This window comes from Paenibacillus sp. sgz302191 (assembly GCF_057749925.1).
In genome coordinates this window covers 184282-200910 of the sequence record NZ_JBYLHY010000010.1, presented here as the reverse complement: position 1 = coordinate 200910, position 16629 = coordinate 184282, and the positions used below count along the sequence as shown (strand labels likewise).

Here is a 16629-nt window from a genome sequence, read left to right as displayed (position 1 = left end):
TTTATATAAAAAGGGGAAATGAACATGAGAGGCAAACGATGGCTCACAATGGCATGTTCCGGCTTGCTGACAATCGGACTTGTGGCCGGCTGCACGAATGGGGGGAAAGAGGGGGCTTCCGCCGGAACGGCCAAGCCGTCCGCCGAGTCGGCGGACGGCAAGCCTTACCCGATTTCCATAGCGCTGCGCCAGGTCGGGGACATTCCGGCCAAAGGCAACGAAGTGGAGCAGGCTATCGAAAGCTATACGAATACCAAGCTGTCGATTCAGTGGATTCCGCAGGCCGCTTTTGACGATAAAGTAAACGTGATGATCGCTTCCGGCGATCTTCCCCAAATTCTCAAGGTGAACTATGTGCCGAGCATTTTGGGCGCGGCGCGCAACGGGGCGTTCTGGGAAGTCGGGCCGTATTTGAAGGACTACAAAAATTTGGCCGCTCAGGACAAGCGCTATTACGACAATATCAAAATTGACGGCAAAGTGTACGGCATCCCTAACTACCGGGATATCGGCCGGGCGGCGGTCGTATACCGCAAAGACTGGTTCGACAGTATGGGCCTCAAGTTTCCGGTCACGCTGGATGATTGGTACAACGTTATGAAAGCGTTCGCAAAGGACGATCCGGACAAAAACGGCAAAACCGATACGTACGGCACGATGCTCTTTAAAAATTACAACGCCGGAACGCAGCCCGTTATTACGAGGCTGGCCGTCAGCATCGGCGGCGTCAACCGTTGGGGCGAAGACAAGGGCAAATTTACGCCTGAATTCGTGACCAAGCCGTACATGGACGTGCTGAAGCTGTTCAGAAAGCTGTACGAGGAAAAGCTGATCAACCCGGATTTTGCCGTGTACGATGTAACCGAGCTCGATAAAACGATGTATGACGGACGCGTGGGCATCCGGTTGAACGTCTCCGCGCAAAACGTGCAGGGCTATCAGTCCGCGATGAGCAAGACGCTGCCTGCGGCGGTGTGGGATATCGCCCCGTTCGGCGGCACCGACAACCCGCGCATTGCGGGAGAGCCGGGGAATTTCGGCTTCCTGGCCATCCCCAAATCGGCGGTAAAAACGGAAGCGGATTTGAAAAAGGTGCTGACCTTCCTCGACAAGCTGCTGGACGAGCCGATGTCCACGCTGCAGATGAGAGGCATCGAGGGCAAGCATTACGTCAAAGTTGACGGAAACCGGACGGAGTACAAAGATTTTAACTTGTTCCAGCGCGAGGTCAAGCCGTACCGCGACGGCCTGCTCAATATCGAAGGCTACAATGTGGCCGATCTCAAAGACATTCCGGTCGCGGAGAAAGCGACGAAAATAGCCAGAGAGAACATCAAGTACGCGGTGCCGAATCCGGCGCTTACTTTAAACTCGGCGACGTACAGCGAGCGCGGCAACGAGCTCGACCAGATCATCCGCGATGCGGAGACGAAGTATATCATGGGCAAAATCGACGACGCCGGCTGGCAGGCCGAGGTGGACAAATGGCGGAAGTCCGGCGGCGATAAAGTGATCAAGGAGTACGAAGAATCGTTTGCGGCGTCAAGCAAATGACCGCCATGCAAGGAGCAGCGCGCGATGTGCGCAGCTGCTCTTATTTTCAACCGGACTAGGAGGAGGAACTATGGACTCGCCAACTCATGCCCACAGCAGCGCCGTGCGTAACAAAAGCAAGGCTTCGCAGCGCAGCCCCTTGATGAGGGAATTGCTCAGAGACAAGTGGATGTACGCAATGCTGCTGCCCGGGGTGCTGTATTTTCTCATTTTCAAATACGTTCCGATGTACGGCGTCGTAATCGCTTTTCAGGATTACAAGCCCATTATCGGCGTCGCGAACAGCCAGTGGGTCGGGTTGAAGCATTTCGAGCGCTTTTTTACCGAACCGCAATTTTGGGATTTGTTCCGCAATACACTGCTGCTGGCCGTGTACAATATCGTTTTCTTTTTCCCGCTGCCGATCGTGCTTGCGCTGATGCTGAATGAAGTCAGGGTGGAAAAATTCAAGCGTTTCGTGCAGACGATGGTGTATATCCCCCACTTTGTATCCTGGGTGGTCGTGGTCGGGATCTTCTACATTTTGCTTACGACGGAGGGCGGGGTCGTCAATGAAATGCTGTCGGCCTTTACCGGACACAAGATCGCATTTTTGCTGGAGCCCGAATGGTTCAGAACCGTCATTGTGACGCAATCGATCTGGAAAGAGGTGGGCTGGGGGACGATTATTTTTTTGGCCGCATTAGCCGGAGTGGACGTGCAATTGTATGAAGCATCCCGCATCGACGGGGCGAACCGCTGGAGACAGTTGTGGCACATAACGCTGCCCGCGATCCGCAGCACGATTGTCATTTTGCTCATATTGCGCATGGGAACGTTTCTCGATTCCGGGTTCGAGCACATTTTCCTGATGCTGACTCCTACAAACCGCGAAGTCGGCGAGGTGTTCGATACGTACGTGTACGTAAAAGGATTGACGCAATCGCAATACAGCTACAGCGCAGCCGTCGGGTTGTTCAAATCGTTGGTAGGCCTCGTTTTGGTGCTCGGGTCCAACTGGCTGGCCAAAAGATTCGGCCAGGAAGGCGTGTACTAGAACGGAATACAAGTCGGGAGGGAGTTTGGCATGAATCAGACGCACATTCGGGTTGACAATACGTGGGGCAACAAAATTTTCGATTGCATGAACTATGTCGTGTTGGCGGCCATAGCGCTGGCCACCGTGCTGCCGTTCGTTTATATTTTAGCCGTCTCGTTTACGAGTCCTCAAGAGGCGGCCAAAGGAGGGTTCATTCTTTTTCCGAAGGAATTTTCCTTATCGGCGTACAAATATATTTTCTCGACGAATACGCTGCTGCGCAGCTTGCTGGTCTCGATCTACATCACCGTGCTCGGCACCGCGATCAACTTGCTGCTGACGTGTCTGATGGCCTATCCGCTGGCGCGGCAAACGCTGCGCGGCCGGCAGACGATTCTGATGGCCGTATTGTTCACGATGCTGTTTAGCGGCGGGCTGATTCCGACCTATTTCGTCGTCAGCTGGCTCGGATTGACGAATTCGCTGTGGTCGCTCATGATCCCGAATGCGATCAGCGCGTTCAACCTGATCGTGCTGAAAAACTTTTTCCAACAAATCCCCGACGGGCTCGAAGATTCCGCAAGGATCGACGGCTGCACGGATGTTGGCGTATTGTTCCGCATCGTGCTTCCTTTGTCCATGCCGGCTATCGCTACGTTCGGGATGTTTTATGCGGTGGCGCACTGGAATCAGTTTTTTAACGCGATCATGTACATCAACGACAGCCACAAATGGCCCGTGCAGGTGCTGCTGCGCGAAATCGTCATTTTGGCGCAAAGCCGGATCGGCGATACCGGGTTCGAGGAAACCGAGATCCAGCCGCAAACGATCCGTATGGCCGTTATCGTCTTTGCGACGATCCCGATTTTGCTCGTCTATCCGTTTTTGCAGAAGCATTTTGCCAAAGGCGTCATGCTCGGCTCGGTAAAAGGCTGATTCGCATAAGCCCATGCCCCTTTAAGGCGGGGAGGGCTGCCCGGGCAAATCGCGACACCCTGTGGGGGCTAGGGGAACGAGTGAGGCTAATTTGGAGGACAGCCGCTTTTTCCGGACGCTCGCCTCACCCGGTGTGGGTCGTGGAACTGCACAACTGGGCAGGGAAGCAGCTTGCCAGGGAAAAAACCTGCGAAAGTGCAGGTTTTCCCTCTTGAATTGGCTTGTTTTGGCGAAAAACCTGCAAAAGTGCAGGGATTTTCGCTGAAAGTGAGCATAGGTCTATGTGTTCGGTGAAAAGCCTGCACTTTTGCAGGAATTGTTCGTGGATAGCGATCAAGGACGCAAATTCATGTATTTTTGCAGGTTTTCTTCGTGAAGCCAGACAGATTATGGCTATCTCCTCTAACATGGAGGTTTTTCAACAGCCTGTGCCATGCCTTTTAAGGCATGGCTTTTTCTTTTTGCTCAACTATCCGTTTGCCGGCCCGAGCTGCGCACCAGCTCCCAAAACACTTCAATGGCTTTGGTCTGGAATTCCGCCGATTGCGTAATGATGGAGAACCGGCGGGTAAACGGTGTGCCGGCTGTTGCGACGATGCGCAGGGTGCCGAGGGAAAGCTCCTTTTGCGTAGCCCAGCGGGAAAGCAGGGTGATCCCGAGACCCGCTTCCACCGATTCTTTAATAAGCTGCGTGCTGCCAAATTCCAGCAGGCGCTCAGGCGCAAATTGAAAAGCGGCGAACATTTTGTCTGCGGCTTCCCTCGTCCCCGATCCGACCTCGCGAACGATCCAGGTTTCTCCCTGCAGTTGAGACTTCCGCACCTCTTGCAGCTCCGCAAACGGATGATCGGCGGAAGCGAAAATGTACATCGAATCCTCCGCAAACGACTCGGAAAAAAGCTTGTTCGAATTAAAATCCCCTTCGACGATGCCCACGTCCAACTGCCGGTTTTCCACCAGCTCGCATATTTGCTTCGTATTCCCGATCGTAACGGCCGGCACAATGCGCGGATATTGCCGCTGCAAAGAGGCGATAATACGCGGCAGCACGTATTCGCCGAACGTATAGCTCGCGCCGACGGTCAAATTCCCGCTTGCCGTATTCGCCAAATCGTCGACCAGGCGCTGCATGCGCGAATACAAGCCCAAAATTTCTTTGGCATGATGATAGACGATTTGCCCGGCTTTATTCATCCGTACGAATTTATTGCTCCGATCAAGAAGCCTGACGCCTACCGAGCGCTCAAGCGTTTGGATATATTGACTGACCGCCGGCTGGGTCATATGCATTTCTTCTGCAGCCCTCGAAAAGCTTTCCAGCTCGCATACCCTAACAAAGACGACCAAATGTTGATCCAACTGTATCAACCGCCTGTTCATCGCGATTTTATTATATATATTTACTTATGATCAATATTATAATGATTTATTTTTCTTATGTACATAAAAGGTTTAATCTGAACATGTAAAACCAATGGAGGTGAAGCATATGGCAGGAGCATCCGAAGAAAGAGTCGCCATCAAGCGGATAAAAGAAGTGAAGCCTGCGTCCGTCCGGCAGTGGCTGGGCGGCATTATGTTTACTTTCGTCATTGCATGGGCTGGTCTTGAATTATCGCGGCTTCCGGGACTTTTGCATTTGGGCCAGCTCGGATGCGCGATTTTGATTGCGGTTTTGTTTCGGCAAGTATGGGGATATCCGGAGATGTTTCGTTCGGGGATTCAGTTCTCGTCCAAAAAAGTGCTGCAGGGCGCCATCGTGCTCTATGGATTAAAATTGAACATCCATGATGTTTTTAACCAAGGATTAGGGCTGCTTGTCCGCGATGCGGGAATGATCGTCCTGGCCATTGCGGCAACGATGCTGCTCGCCAAATGGCTCAAAGCCGATCTGTCGCTTTCGCTGCTGCTCGGCATCGGAACCGGCGTTTGCGGCGCCGCAGCCATTGCCGCGGTTTCGCCGATCGTCAAAGCCAAAGACGAGGATACGGCTCTGGCAGTCGGCATCGTCGCGCTGATCGGCACCGTCTTTGCCGTCGTCTACACCGTCCTGAGGCCGTATTTGCCATTGTCGCCGGTTGAGTACGGCGTATGGTCGGGCATCAGTCTTCACGAGATCGCCCATGTGGCGCTGGCGGCGGCGCCTGCCGGGCAGGACGCTCTGACCTTTGCGCTGCTTGCCAAGCTGGGGCGCGTATGTCTGCTGGTGCCGTTATGTTTTATCCTGATGTATGGGATGAAGCGCAAAGGAAATTCCAGCGCCGGCGCGCCAATCGCGTTTCCCTGGTTTCTCCTCGGCTTCCTGGCGATGAGCCTGTTCGGCAGCTATGTGCTGACGCCTTATATTCCCGCCGCACCATCGGCGATGAACGGGATATCCGGCGTGACGGCTTTTATGCTGACGATGGCGATGACAGGGCTCGGATTAAACGTCAACTTGCGCGGTCTGGGGGCGAGAGTGCTGCGCCCTGCGGCGGCGATGACGATCGCCTCGGTGCTCCTGTCCGTGCTGGCTTATTGGCTCAGCTAGACAGGGGGCGTGCCGGGGCGTGCCGGGCGTCTTTGCGTGCCTCCCGCAGGGCGGTTGACATCGGCCAACCTTGCCGAGTAAGATGAATGAAACGTATTAGCACAGCGTCAGAACGCTGTGCGCGACAAGACTATGTACATGTCGGAGGCAATTTGGATGGCCACAATTAAAGAAATCGCCCTGTTGGCACATGTGTCCCAAGGCACCGCCTCCATCGTGCTGAACGGCAAAGGCGAGCAGTATCGCATATCGCCGGCGACGCAGCAAAAAATATTCGAAGCCGCCAGACAGCTTAACTACCGGCCGAACATTTCCGCCCGGCGTTTGCGCAGCGGCGGAGAAATCGTGCTGCCGATCATCGCCTTGTTTTGGGCGCTGGATACCCGGACCGCGCTGATCAGCCGGTTTTTGAAGGGACTCCAGGAAGCGCTTCTGGAGGTTGAAGACGAGTACGAAATGCTCATACAGCCCTACGTGGGCTCCAAATTGAAAGAGGCCCGGAGTCTGATTACGGGCACGCGGTTTAACGGGGCGATCATCGCGATTCCGACGGAGGAGGATGAGGCGTTTCTGGAGGAAGCGCAGTTGGGCGTCCCGATTGTGTTGTATCAGAGAAGTTCGGACAAATATTCGACGGTGCATGTGGACAGCTTCAGGAGCGGAGAGGAAGTCGCCCGGTTGTTTGCCGGCCGCGGACACCGGCGGGTCGGAGCTATCGTGCCGAGCGTCTCGTCCGGAGCGATCAGGCTGCGCATGAACGGCTTTCTTGCGAAGGCGGCCGAGCTTGGTTTGGAGGTGGCGGCGGAACATATTGCGTTCGCCGATTTCTCCGAGCGCGGCGGATACGAGGCGGCCGGGCGGCTGCTGTCCGGCGGCGGCGCGCAGCCGTCCGCACTGTTTGTCATCAGCGACCAGATGGCCGTGGGCGCGTTGGCTGCTTTGCACGCGTTCGGCAAAAGCGTGCCGAACGAGATCGAGATCATCGGCTACGACAACGACGATGTGACGCCTTTTACGATTCCGGCGCTGTCGACGATCCATCTGCCAGTTGAAGAAATGGCCGGCGAGTGCGTCAGGATGCTGATTAACTTGATGCATCATAAAACGACAGGTCCGGTCACCAAAATGTTCGACACGAGCTTCGTAATCCGAGAGTCCTGCGGCGATTTCCTCTAGCTGGGGCGGCTTCCTCTTGCCCGGCACGGGGACTTAGCTCAACCGGGAGACCTCATCCCTGTCAGCGATGAGGTCAGGGGTTCGAGCCTGGTTCGAGCCCCCCTAGGCTCCACCAAAATTAACGTTGCGGCACCGGGACTTCCCGGTGTTTTTTGTTTTTGACAAGAAGGCGTTTCCGCTTTAAACGGTCAAACGTGAGATCGCGCAGCAAAGTGCAGCCGGCTCGCCATCGCCCGTTCATCCAAAGACCCGGAACGAAGGTCTCCGACAACACGATTTCTCTGTTCGCCGATTCCGGCTTCATTATGGGTGGCTGACAACCAGTCCAATGACTATCTGCTTGACAACAAGTAGGATTCGAGGTGAGAGGAATACGTGACCTATAACCGGCATTGCCGCTGTTCAGTTTCGTCTTCAGCCCGGACCCGATGAAGACCGAATTGTCAGAGGCGTTGTGAAATGGCTCTTTCCTGATGCGCCTCTCCAGGCGCGGGTTGCAGTGCTGCACGGCGAGTGTCGTGCTGCGGCTTGGCAGGCTGATCTGATGAAAGCCTGCGAAAGTCAAGTCGCCCGAGAAAATCGCGGCACTTCGTTAGATTAGGGGAACCTGGCGCGCTTCCTGGCGTAGGTCGTGGAACTGCACAACCGGGCAGGAAGCGGCTTGGTAGGGAGAAAACCTGCGAAAGTACAGGCTTTTTCTCCGAAATTGGCTTGTTTTGGCGAAAAACCTGCAAAACTGCAGGAATTTCCGCTGAAAGTGAATCTGTGTCCATATATCCGGCGAAAAGCCTGCACTTTTGCAGGAATTCCTCTTGGACAGCGACCCAGGCCGCAAATTCATGTATTTTTGCAGGTTTTCTTCGTGCAGCAAGGCAGATTGTGGCTGTCGCCACTAACGCAGGGGTTTCCGGGCAGCCCGACTTTCGCAGGCTTTCTCCGCGCAGCCAAACAGCAAGGCAGCCAGGACATCCGGTTCTGCGCGCGAGTTCCGTTCCCTGACCTTTGCAGATTTTACATGCTCAACCGACAAGGGCCGCATGTAGAGTCGACCGACCGCCGTCATACGGTGCAACACCGCGCGCTGGTTGTTTGCGAACGACTGGCAATGTTGGTCATTTGCAGGTTTTTCACACCATGCCGATGATCCCGGTTATCCATTGTCCGATGGATGTATTCGTTTGTCACCCGCATAGTCTAACGACAAGAAACTATCAACAAAGGAACTTTGATCTATAGAGGCTTTCGACGTTCCAAGGGAGTCTCTTGTCGTTTTTTTCGCGACAAGAAATTACCCGCAAAGTATGTTTAGCGTCAAGATCTGAAGCCTCAGGAGGGAAACCCCGACATCAAGTGGATGTTTATGAGTCCTTTCGCGCACTTTGAGTCAGGCTATATCTCGGCAGCTTCGTTGCAATTATAGGCTGGATAACACTGCGTGCGCCAATTGTTTAACCAAGCAAGTCGGCAGGTTTGTCGATTAATTACTTTCGCTATAATAGGAGTGGCAACATGCCTGAAGCCGGCCGTAGGCGCATGCTGGGACTTCGGCGCGGGGGAGTGGCCATTCTGGAATGAATCTGGAAGCACTCCTCAATGTATCATTCTTCAAATGAGGTAGAAAGAGTTACATCCTTGTTATTTTCCAAGTCATGAATCACTCTCTTTATCTTTTCATTCGCCGCTGCATAAGCATCAGGCCCTAAAAACAGATGCAGCGGAGGAGTGGAAGTTGAGGCAATTTGTATCAAGACGTCAGCGGCCTTTGCGGGATCCCCCTGCTGTTTACCTGACGATTCAAGATAGCGATCAATTGAAGCCTGAGCTTCCATATACGCAAGGATTGGATTTGGTGAGATTGCCAATGATTCTTTGGTTAGGAAGTTGGTACGGAAAGCACCGGGATAAATAACGGTGGCCGATATTCCGAACGGTTTCACCTCAGCAGCCAAAGCCTCTGTAAGACCGGATACTGCGAATTTGGTGGCAGAGTAGCTGCCCCAACCGGAATAACCACCTCTAAACCCGCCAATGGAGGAAATATTAAAGATGTGACCTGAGCCTGCATTCCGAAGATGCGGAATAACATGACGCAATACGTTCATAATGCTAAATACGTTAATGTCGAAATGGGCGCGTATCTCTTGGTCGGTCAGCGACTCGAACGTTCCTTGCAGCCCATAGCCTGCGTTATTAACGACAACGTCAACATTGCCAAATTTGCTAATTACAGATGTAATGGCGGTTCGAACATCCTGCTCATGGGCAAGGTCAACCTGTAAAGGCAGAAAATAATCTGTTTCTTTGGTACCTACGGCTGTTATTAGCGCATCGAGGCTTCTTGACGTTGCAGCAACCCGATATCCTTCTGCCAAGAGTTTTTGTGTTAGTGCAAGCCCGAAACCTTTAGATGATCCTGTAACGAACCAAACTTTTGGATACTTCACTTATAAAAACCTCCTGTGTTAAATCGATTGATGTCCGGTCATCCGGACGGATTTTTGGATCGGGAATTTCTGCGGGATAAGATGACTGCCCAAATAGCAAACGCAATTCCAGCAGCCGCAACCCAGGTGACGGACGACAGTGATACTTGCTCTACGGCAATGCCCCCTATTCCAGCACCGGCAGCCATGGCGAGCTGAAGTACCGAATTGTTTAAGCTAAGCATAATTCCTGCAGATTCAGGAGCGAGCGTAATTAAGTGTAATTGTTGCGGAGGACCCAGAGCCCATACCGCGAACGACCAAAGGATTAACATCGGGATCAAAATAGCCGGAGAATGGATCGTTAATGCGATCATAATTAGAGTTATGCCATTAATCGATAATCCTCCGAATAGGGCGCTGTGAATTCCCCATTTGTCCGTGGCGAATCCCCCGAACCTGGATCCGATCAAGCTGGCGATGCCAATAACGAATAACGCAGTGCTTAAGGTACTATCGCTCATCCCGGTTACCGTAATAAGTAATGGTGAAATGTAGGAGTAGAAAATGGAATAGCCAACAATCCAGAAGAAAGTAACGGATAAAGCAATAACCATCTTCGTTTGCTTCAGTAGTGCGAGTTGATTACGCAAGGGTACAGGTTCCTCCCCATCTATTCGCGGAATCGTAAGCGAAATAATGATGATCGCCAGTAACCCAACCAATGCGATTCCCCCGAAAACGGCCTTCCAATCGTATGCGGTGGCAATAACTCTTCCAATCGGAACACCGAAAATCAAGGAAGCCGTAAAGCCCATAAGCACGGCTGCAAGAGCACTTCCTTGCTAGCCTGGCAGGGCAACCTTGGACGCTATCGTTAGTGCGGAAACAACCGTGACCCCTGCGCTTACACCCATAACGATCCGCGATATAATAAGTAGTTCATATCCCTGCAATACATAGGCGATTCCATTTCCTATTACAAATAAGAATAGAGCGTAAAGCAGAAGTTTTCGTCGCTCCATACGGACAGTCAAAGCCATCACGAACGGTGCACCAAAAGCGTAAGCGAGCGAAAATACGGTAATCAGTTGACCCGCTGTCACCACCGAGACACCCATTGACTCTGCAATTTTATCCAGTATACCCGCTATGATATACTCCGATGTTCCGACTAAAAAACTAAGAATCGCTAATGTGTAAATTTTTAAAGTGCTTGACATGTTTGTTTAGTTCCTCTCTCGATATGAACGTTTATTTTTCCCGATAAAAAATCATGCCTCCGTGGTAGAAAATACCGTCCCGAAAATCTCCGTCAGCAGTGAATCCGGTATCATCTACATAGTCGATATGATCTCCTTTCATGGTATAGCTGCCTTGATAGGCGCTTTTCCTATTGCCGCGGGCCTCGTCGTAACGTCCGTTAGGCAGAAGCTCATGACGAATGTAACCGTCCCGGGTAACCCACATACCGACATAGGATTGTTGTTCTACAATGTTTTTTTTCTCCATTTTGATTTCCTCCTTTGATTTATTATGGTTACTTGCGAACGCATCCTTTCAATATCCTGTAGCGTAAGTAAGCTTTTCGGTAATTTCAGTATGTAACAAATGAGATGTTATCCGGTAGCCGATTCCTGTTGAGTTATTGCATAATACTCCAAATCATAATAAAATGAAGCGAAAACGGAGCAAAGGAAGGAGGCTGTGACGATAAAAATGGCATTGGATGACGAGATCATTAGACAGCAGAAAGAATTGGCTTTGATTATTGATCGTTATAGTGAAGGAACGCATTCTACAGCCATTTCTTCATTGAAGTTCATTCGCTCTAATGGAGAATCTCAACCGGTCTATTCGATCTATAATCCATCATTGTGTATTGTTGCACAAGGATCGAAATTGATTATGCTAGGTCAAGAGAGTTATCGATATAATCCAGCGTCCTACCTGGTTGCCTCCGTACATTTGCCGATTACCGGACAAATCATCCAAGCCACTCCACAGCATCCTTACCTCAGTCTTCAACTGGATTTTAGTACGGATCAGATTGTTGATATGATCAAGGAGTTCAATACAGAATGGAATCATAAGGAAGGTTCGAGGCGCGGCCTGATGGTAAGTAAAACTAGTCCGTCTCTTCTCGATGCTGTATTGAGGTTAGTCCGTCTTTTATATACACCTCAGGATATTCCTGCTCTTGCTCCTCTAATAATCCGTGAAATTCTTTATCGGATTTTACAGGATGAACAGGGAGCTTCCGTCTTACAGTTCGCCGTGGCCGGCAGTAATGCCCAACGGATCGCAAAAGTGATTAATCTTATTAACCGCGATTTCGCTAAGCCTTTGCGTATTGATGAGCTAGCTGCGGCTGCAAGCATGAGTGCATCTTCATTGCACTCTCATTTCAAAGAAGTTACTGCAATGAGCCCCTTGCAATATCAAAAACAAGTAAGATTGCAGGAGGCTCGCCGTTTATTGCTTTCAGATATTCCGGAAGCTGCAAATGCCGGATTCCAAGTGGGCTATGAAAGTCCTTCCCAGTTCAGCCGCGAATATGCTCGAATGTTCGGTCTGCCCCCATTAAGTGATATCAAACGTCTTCGTGAGTCTATATCCTTACAAGACTCTAAGTAATGGGAAACACCATCCACCCAGTGAGAAAAGGTGGATGGTGTTTTCGAATCTTCTCTTTTAACAGGAAGGAACACGTCCCCATGAGAAAACAATTGTTCGTGCTGATCGGCATGATCGTTGTCTTTGCCGTAACCACCTCTCTCACTATCTATGAATGGCTCCATCCCGATGCGGATTACCCTGAGGCACGGGCGGGCGTGCTGGACGCCAGAGATTGGGATTTTGCGGTGCAGGGAATTATTCCGCTTCGGGGGGAATGGGAATTTTACAAGGACCGGCTGCTGACGCCCGGCGACTTCGCCGGCCATGAAGAGGAGCTGCAAGGTCAGCGGAGGCTGTTGAGCGTCCCCGGCGACTGGAAGGGCAGCGTATCGGCCAGCGGCTTCGGCGCGGGTACTTATCGGCTTCGGGTGGAAGTAAGCGATTCCGATTTTTACAGCCTGAGAGCGAAGAAAATCCGCATGTCCAGCCGCATCTATATGGCGGGCGACGATCTTGGGGGCTCCGGGCGTCCCGCTTTGGCAGTTGACCGTTTTGTTCCAAGCAACCTGCCGTTTTTCGGGACGGTTAAGGCCGAGAGCCATACGATCGAGATTATCATTCAGGTGGCGAGCTATCGTTATCTGCAAGGCGGGCTCGTGCAAGCGCCGGAGTTCGGGTTGACGGATACGGTGCAGAACCGGCGGGACAACGCCCGCATGGCCGACATGATTCTCATCACAACGCTTCTGGTTTTCGGTATTTATTTCGCAGGCATGTTCAGACAATGGAGCAGGGAACCGTACCTGATCTTTTTCAGTCTGTTTTGTCTGTCCCTGGGTCTGTTCTTTGGTATCGATGACGAGATTGTCGTGGCCTCGCTGCTGCCGACGATCTCCTTTCCGCTGCTGCAGAAGCTGCTCTTCATCCTGCCGTCGCTGTCGATTCTGTTCTTTATTCATTACGTGCGTCTCTATCTGGACGATAAGCCCGGCAGATGGCTGAAGGGGTTTCTGCGTGTTTGTTATGTGTTTATGGCTGTTTTGGTCGTGATTCCTAACGAGTATCTGGTACCGATCCTATTGCCCGGTATCCTGATGCAGATGCTGGCCTTCGGTTTCATTTTTACGTTTATTTTCCGCAATCTCCATCATGGTGTAAGGATCTATTATATTCTGCTCGGGGCATTTTTCCTCATTTTCAGCTGGGTGTTTGCCCAGACTCGCTATCAGCTGGCGCTGGACAGCCCGTACTATATGATTGTAACGCTGCTGTTGGTGGTATTGTCGCAATCGTTCCTCATGACCGACCGGATACGTACGGCTTACTTGCGGATCGAGCGGCTGGCCGAGCAATTACTGATTTATGACCGGCAAAAGGACGAATTCCTGGCCAAAACATCGCATGAGCTTCGGACGCCGCTGCACGGCATCGTCAATCTGTCGCAATCACTGCTCGACAACACCGACGCTCCGCTTGCGTCCGGGCATCGCGACAATATCCGGCTGCTGAATCTAATCGGACGGCGGCTAGCCGGGCTCGTGAACGACATTCTCGATATGAACCGGATTCGCTACGGCGAGCTGCGGGTGCAGCCGAAGCCGGTGGACCTGTACATCTCAACCGCCTTCGTGATGGAGACGCTGTCGATCGCACCGGTCAAAAGCGGAGTTCGGTTCGCTAACGAGCTGCCGCCGGGGCTGCCCCTTGTTCTGGCCGATGAGAACCGGCTGCGGCAAATTTTGCATAATTTATTGGAAAACGGATTGAAGTACACCGACCATGGAACGGTGTCCATATCGGCTCTGAGACAGGAGGGGACGTTGCTCGTCACGGTCAGCGACACCGGCAGGGGGATACCGCCGGAGATTATGGGCGCTCTATTTCATCCTTTCTTCCAATACGACGAAGAAGGCCCCCGCTCGCGCGTCGGCATCGGGCTCGGGCTGAGCATCTCGAAGCAGCTCGTCGAATTGCAGGGCGGCGTCATGCGGGTGGAATCCGAGGTGGGACGGGGCTCGCGGTTCACGTTCACGCTGCCGGTTGCCGAGAGCGCGGAGAACGAGGCGTCCGCGTCCGCGGAATATGCGGATTACACCGAGTATACCGAATTCGCGGAATTCCGGGAGAATCCGGCGCTGCTCTCCGCAGTCGGGGCGGGCGGCGACGGCGGCGGGGAAGCTTTTCACGTACTAATCGTCGACGATGAGCCCTCCAACCTGAAGGTGGCGATGGACGCGATCGCCTCCATGAAGCATACATATATGGCGGTGGGGAGCGGGGAGGAGGCGCTCGAAGCGCTTCGGAGCAGCAAGCCGGATCTGGTGCTGCTGGACCTGATGATGCCCGGCGTGTCCGGCCTGGACATCTGCCGGGATATTCGGACGCTGCACGGGCTGGCCGAGCTCCCGGTGCTCATGTTGACCGCGTCCGGGCAGACGGGGGATATTCTCGCCGCCTTTGCAGCCGGGGCCAACGATATTTTGCAGAAGCCGTTCGAGATTGCGGAGCTCAAGGCCCGCGTCCAGTCGCTGCTGGCGATGAAAAGCTCCTCGGAGCAGGCCGTGCGACGGGAGATGGATTTTTTGCAGACCCAGATTACGCCGCACTTCCTATACAACAGCCTGAACGCACTGGTCGGGCTGAGCTATAAGGATGTGGACAAGCTGCGTGAGACGATTGAGCATCTGACCACCTATCTTCGCGCCAAGTTCACGTTCATCTTCCAGGGCGAGGCGGTCCCGCTGGAACGGGAATTGGAGCTGGTCCGCGCCTACCTGGCGATTGAGCAGCTTCGCTTCGGCCAGCGGCTCCGGGTCCGGTATACGATTGACGAAAGTGCGCGCAGCCTTCTGCCGCCGCTGACCCTCCAGCCCATCGTAGAAAATGCCGTCCGCCACGGCATCGGGCCGAAGCCCGAGGGAGGAACGGTGGACATCATCGTCTGCAAGAGCGCGGACGGCGTGGAGATTGTCGTTGAGGATGACGGCGTCGGGATGGACGCGGACAAGCTGGCGCAGTTGGAGGAAGGACATACCGGCGGCATCGGGATCGGCAATGTCAACCGCCGGCTGCAAATGAGATACGGGCGGAAGCTGGAGATTGTCAGCAGCCCGGGTACCGGTACCCGAATTACGATCTTTTTGACGGAGGAGCATCATGTGGAGAGCCATTCTGATTGACGATGAAGAAATCGCGCTTGATGTACTGGAGATCAAGCTGAATGAGATCGGCAGCATGGCGGTCGTCGGCAAATTCCAACTGATCGCCGAAGCGCTTCGCCAATGCGAGGCATTGCGCCCGGATCTCATTTTCCTGGACATCGAGATGCCGGGAATGAACGGATTGGAGGCCGCCGAGGCGCTGCTCGCCCGTTGTCCTGACGCCGAAGTGATCTACGTGACGGCCTACCACCAGTATGCGGTAGATGCGTACGATACGGAAGCGATCGGATATCTGCTCAAGCCGGTGGCTAAGGATAAGCTGCTCAAAACGCTAGCGCGCTACGAGAAATTGCAAGCCAAAAAGCGGGGCCAAGGCGGCGAACAGGCTGGACCGGATAGAAAGGGCGCGCCGGAGGGGCCCGATGCAGTCAAGCCGGCGCTGTCGCTGAAGGTGCTGGGAAGCATGGAGCTGTATACCTCGGACGGCCGTCTGTTGACCTGGCGCACCCGCAAGACCAAGGAGCTGTTCGCTTTTCTTTGGCATCATCGGGGACAGCCGGTCTACAAATATGCCATTCTGGAGCATTTATGGCCGGACGATCAAGCGGAGCGGGGGCAGAAGCTGCTGCATACGTCGCTCTATTACTTGCGGAGCATGTTCAAGTCGGAGGGCTACGGGGAGATCGTCCGGTACGGCGACGAGCGGTACTGGCTCGACCCGGCGGCCATTCTTAGCGACCTGGAAGAGCTGCTGAAAGGACTTGAGACGGGCCTTCGCGGGGAAGACGGGCAGAAGGCAGTGGCGCTGTACGGAGGCGACTATCTGGAGACCGATCATTATCGTTGGGCGGACGCCTACCGGGTCGAGCTGCGCTCCGCCTTCATAGTCGGCCTTCTTGCCTCCCTGGGCGAAACCGGAAATGAGTCCAGGGTCATGCTGCTGCGCAAGCTGATTGAGCTGGAGCCGGGACGGGAGGAATATTACGATCTGCTGGCGGATGTGCATGAACGAATCGGCGATAGGGCCGGCGCCCGTCAAGCGCAAGCCATGAAAGAGCGGATACTGCTGGAGGAGAATTAGCGCGGAAGCGTGCTTGTATTCGATAGGAAACGGTTATCGGGTGTTTATCCGATGGCCGTTTTTTGTCGTTTTTTAGGGAATGTTGTAAAAATGTTGAGAACCGCTTTGTTACACTGGAGATGCCGGTTGGC

General features: G+C 53.3%; 12 protein-coding genes and 1 pseudogene. 9 read left to right on the top strand and 4 right to left on the bottom strand.

Annotated features, from left to right (window positions below):
- Nucleotides 1-24 precede the first annotated feature (24 nt).
- The 3 genes from AC3G2T_RS16895 (at nt 25) to AC3G2T_RS16885 (ending at nt 3508) form a co-directional block, all read left to right on the top strand.
- Nucleotides 25-1554 carry an extracellular solute-binding protein gene (locus tag AC3G2T_RS16895; RefSeq protein WP_488436255.1) on the top strand — a complete coding sequence of 510 codons (1530 nt, stop codon included), beginning with the start codon at nt 25-27 and terminating at the stop codon, nt 1552-1554.
- Nucleotides 1555-1696: 142 nt separating this feature from the next.
- A complete protein-coding gene (locus AC3G2T_RS16890) occupies nt 1697-2590 on the top strand; it encodes an ABC transporter permease (protein ID WP_474681995.1) in 894 nt (297 codons plus the stop codon).
- Between the two features lie 30 nt (nt 2591-2620).
- A complete protein-coding gene (locus tag AC3G2T_RS16885) occupies nt 2621-3508 on the top strand; it encodes a carbohydrate ABC transporter permease (protein WP_488436254.1) in 888 nt (295 codons plus the stop codon).
- A gap of 465 nt (nt 3509-3973) precedes the next feature.
- Here AC3G2T_RS16885 and AC3G2T_RS16880 read toward each other — a convergent pair whose 3' ends face one another.
- On the bottom strand, nt 3974-4867 hold the full coding sequence (locus AC3G2T_RS16880; RefSeq protein ID WP_488436253.1) for a LysR family transcriptional regulator: 894 nt from the start codon (nt 4865-4867) through the stop codon (nt 3974-3976).
- A gap of 130 nt (nt 4868-4997) precedes the next feature.
- Between AC3G2T_RS16880 and AC3G2T_RS16875 the strand changes: the two genes are divergently transcribed.
- The 3 genes from AC3G2T_RS16875 to AC3G2T_RS16865 all read left to right on the top strand — a co-directional run bounded on the left by AC3G2T_RS16875 (nt 4998) and on the right by AC3G2T_RS16865 (nt 8358).
- Nucleotides 4998-6038 (top strand): YeiH family protein, encoded by a 1041-nt coding sequence (locus AC3G2T_RS16875; RefSeq protein ID WP_488436252.1) that lies wholly within the window; start codon nt 4998-5000, stop codon nt 6036-6038.
- A gap of 156 nt (nt 6039-6194) precedes the next feature.
- Nucleotides 6195-7214 carry a LacI family DNA-binding transcriptional regulator gene (locus AC3G2T_RS16870; RefSeq protein WP_488436251.1) on the top strand — a complete coding sequence of 340 codons (1020 nt, stop codon included), beginning with the start codon at nt 6195-6197 and terminating at the stop codon, nt 7212-7214.
- A 631-nt stretch (nt 7215-7845) separates the two neighbouring features.
- Complete coding sequence (locus AC3G2T_RS16865; protein ID WP_488436250.1) at nt 7846-8358, top strand: hypothetical protein; 513 nt, start codon at nt 7846-7848, stop codon at nt 8356-8358.
- 454 nt (nt 8359-8812) lie between these two features.
- Here the strand turns inward: AC3G2T_RS16865 and AC3G2T_RS16860 are convergent, their stop codons facing one another.
- The 3 genes and pseudogenes from AC3G2T_RS16860 to AC3G2T_RS16850 form a co-directional block, all read right to left on the bottom strand.
- Nucleotides 8813-9658 (bottom strand): SDR family NAD(P)-dependent oxidoreductase, encoded by an 846-nt coding sequence (locus tag AC3G2T_RS16860; RefSeq protein WP_488436249.1) that lies wholly within the window; start codon nt 9656-9658, stop codon nt 8813-8815.
- A gap of 38 nt (nt 9659-9696) precedes the next feature.
- Nucleotides 9697-10860, bottom strand: a pseudogene (locus AC3G2T_RS16855) (MFS transporter).
- Nucleotides 10861-10891: 31 nt separating this feature from the next.
- On the bottom strand, nt 10892-11149 hold the full coding sequence (locus AC3G2T_RS16850) for an Atu4866 domain-containing protein (protein ID WP_474681933.1): 258 nt from the start codon (nt 11147-11149) through the stop codon (nt 10892-10894).
- A gap of 207 nt (nt 11150-11356) precedes the next feature.
- Here AC3G2T_RS16850 and AC3G2T_RS16845 point away from each other — a divergent pair, with 207 nt between their 5' ends.
- The 3 genes from AC3G2T_RS16845 to AC3G2T_RS16835 all read left to right on the top strand — a co-directional run bounded on the left by AC3G2T_RS16845 (nt 11357) and on the right by AC3G2T_RS16835 (nt 16498).
- On the top strand, nt 11357-12274 hold the full coding sequence (locus AC3G2T_RS16845; RefSeq protein WP_474681932.1) for an AraC family transcriptional regulator N-terminal domain-containing protein: 918 nt from the start codon (nt 11357-11359) through the stop codon (nt 12272-12274).
- A gap of 80 nt (nt 12275-12354) precedes the next feature.
- Nucleotides 12355-15435 carry a hybrid sensor histidine kinase/response regulator gene (locus tag AC3G2T_RS16840; RefSeq protein ID WP_488436248.1) on the top strand — a complete coding sequence of 1027 codons (3081 nt, stop codon included), beginning with the start codon at nt 12355-12357 and terminating at the stop codon, nt 15433-15435.
- On the top strand, nt 15413-16498 hold the full coding sequence (locus AC3G2T_RS16835) for a response regulator (protein ID WP_488436247.1): 1086 nt from the start codon (nt 15413-15415) through the stop codon (nt 16496-16498). The genes AC3G2T_RS16840 and AC3G2T_RS16835 overlap by 23 nt, the downstream gene beginning before the upstream one ends.
- Nucleotides 16499-16629 lie beyond the last annotated feature (131 nt).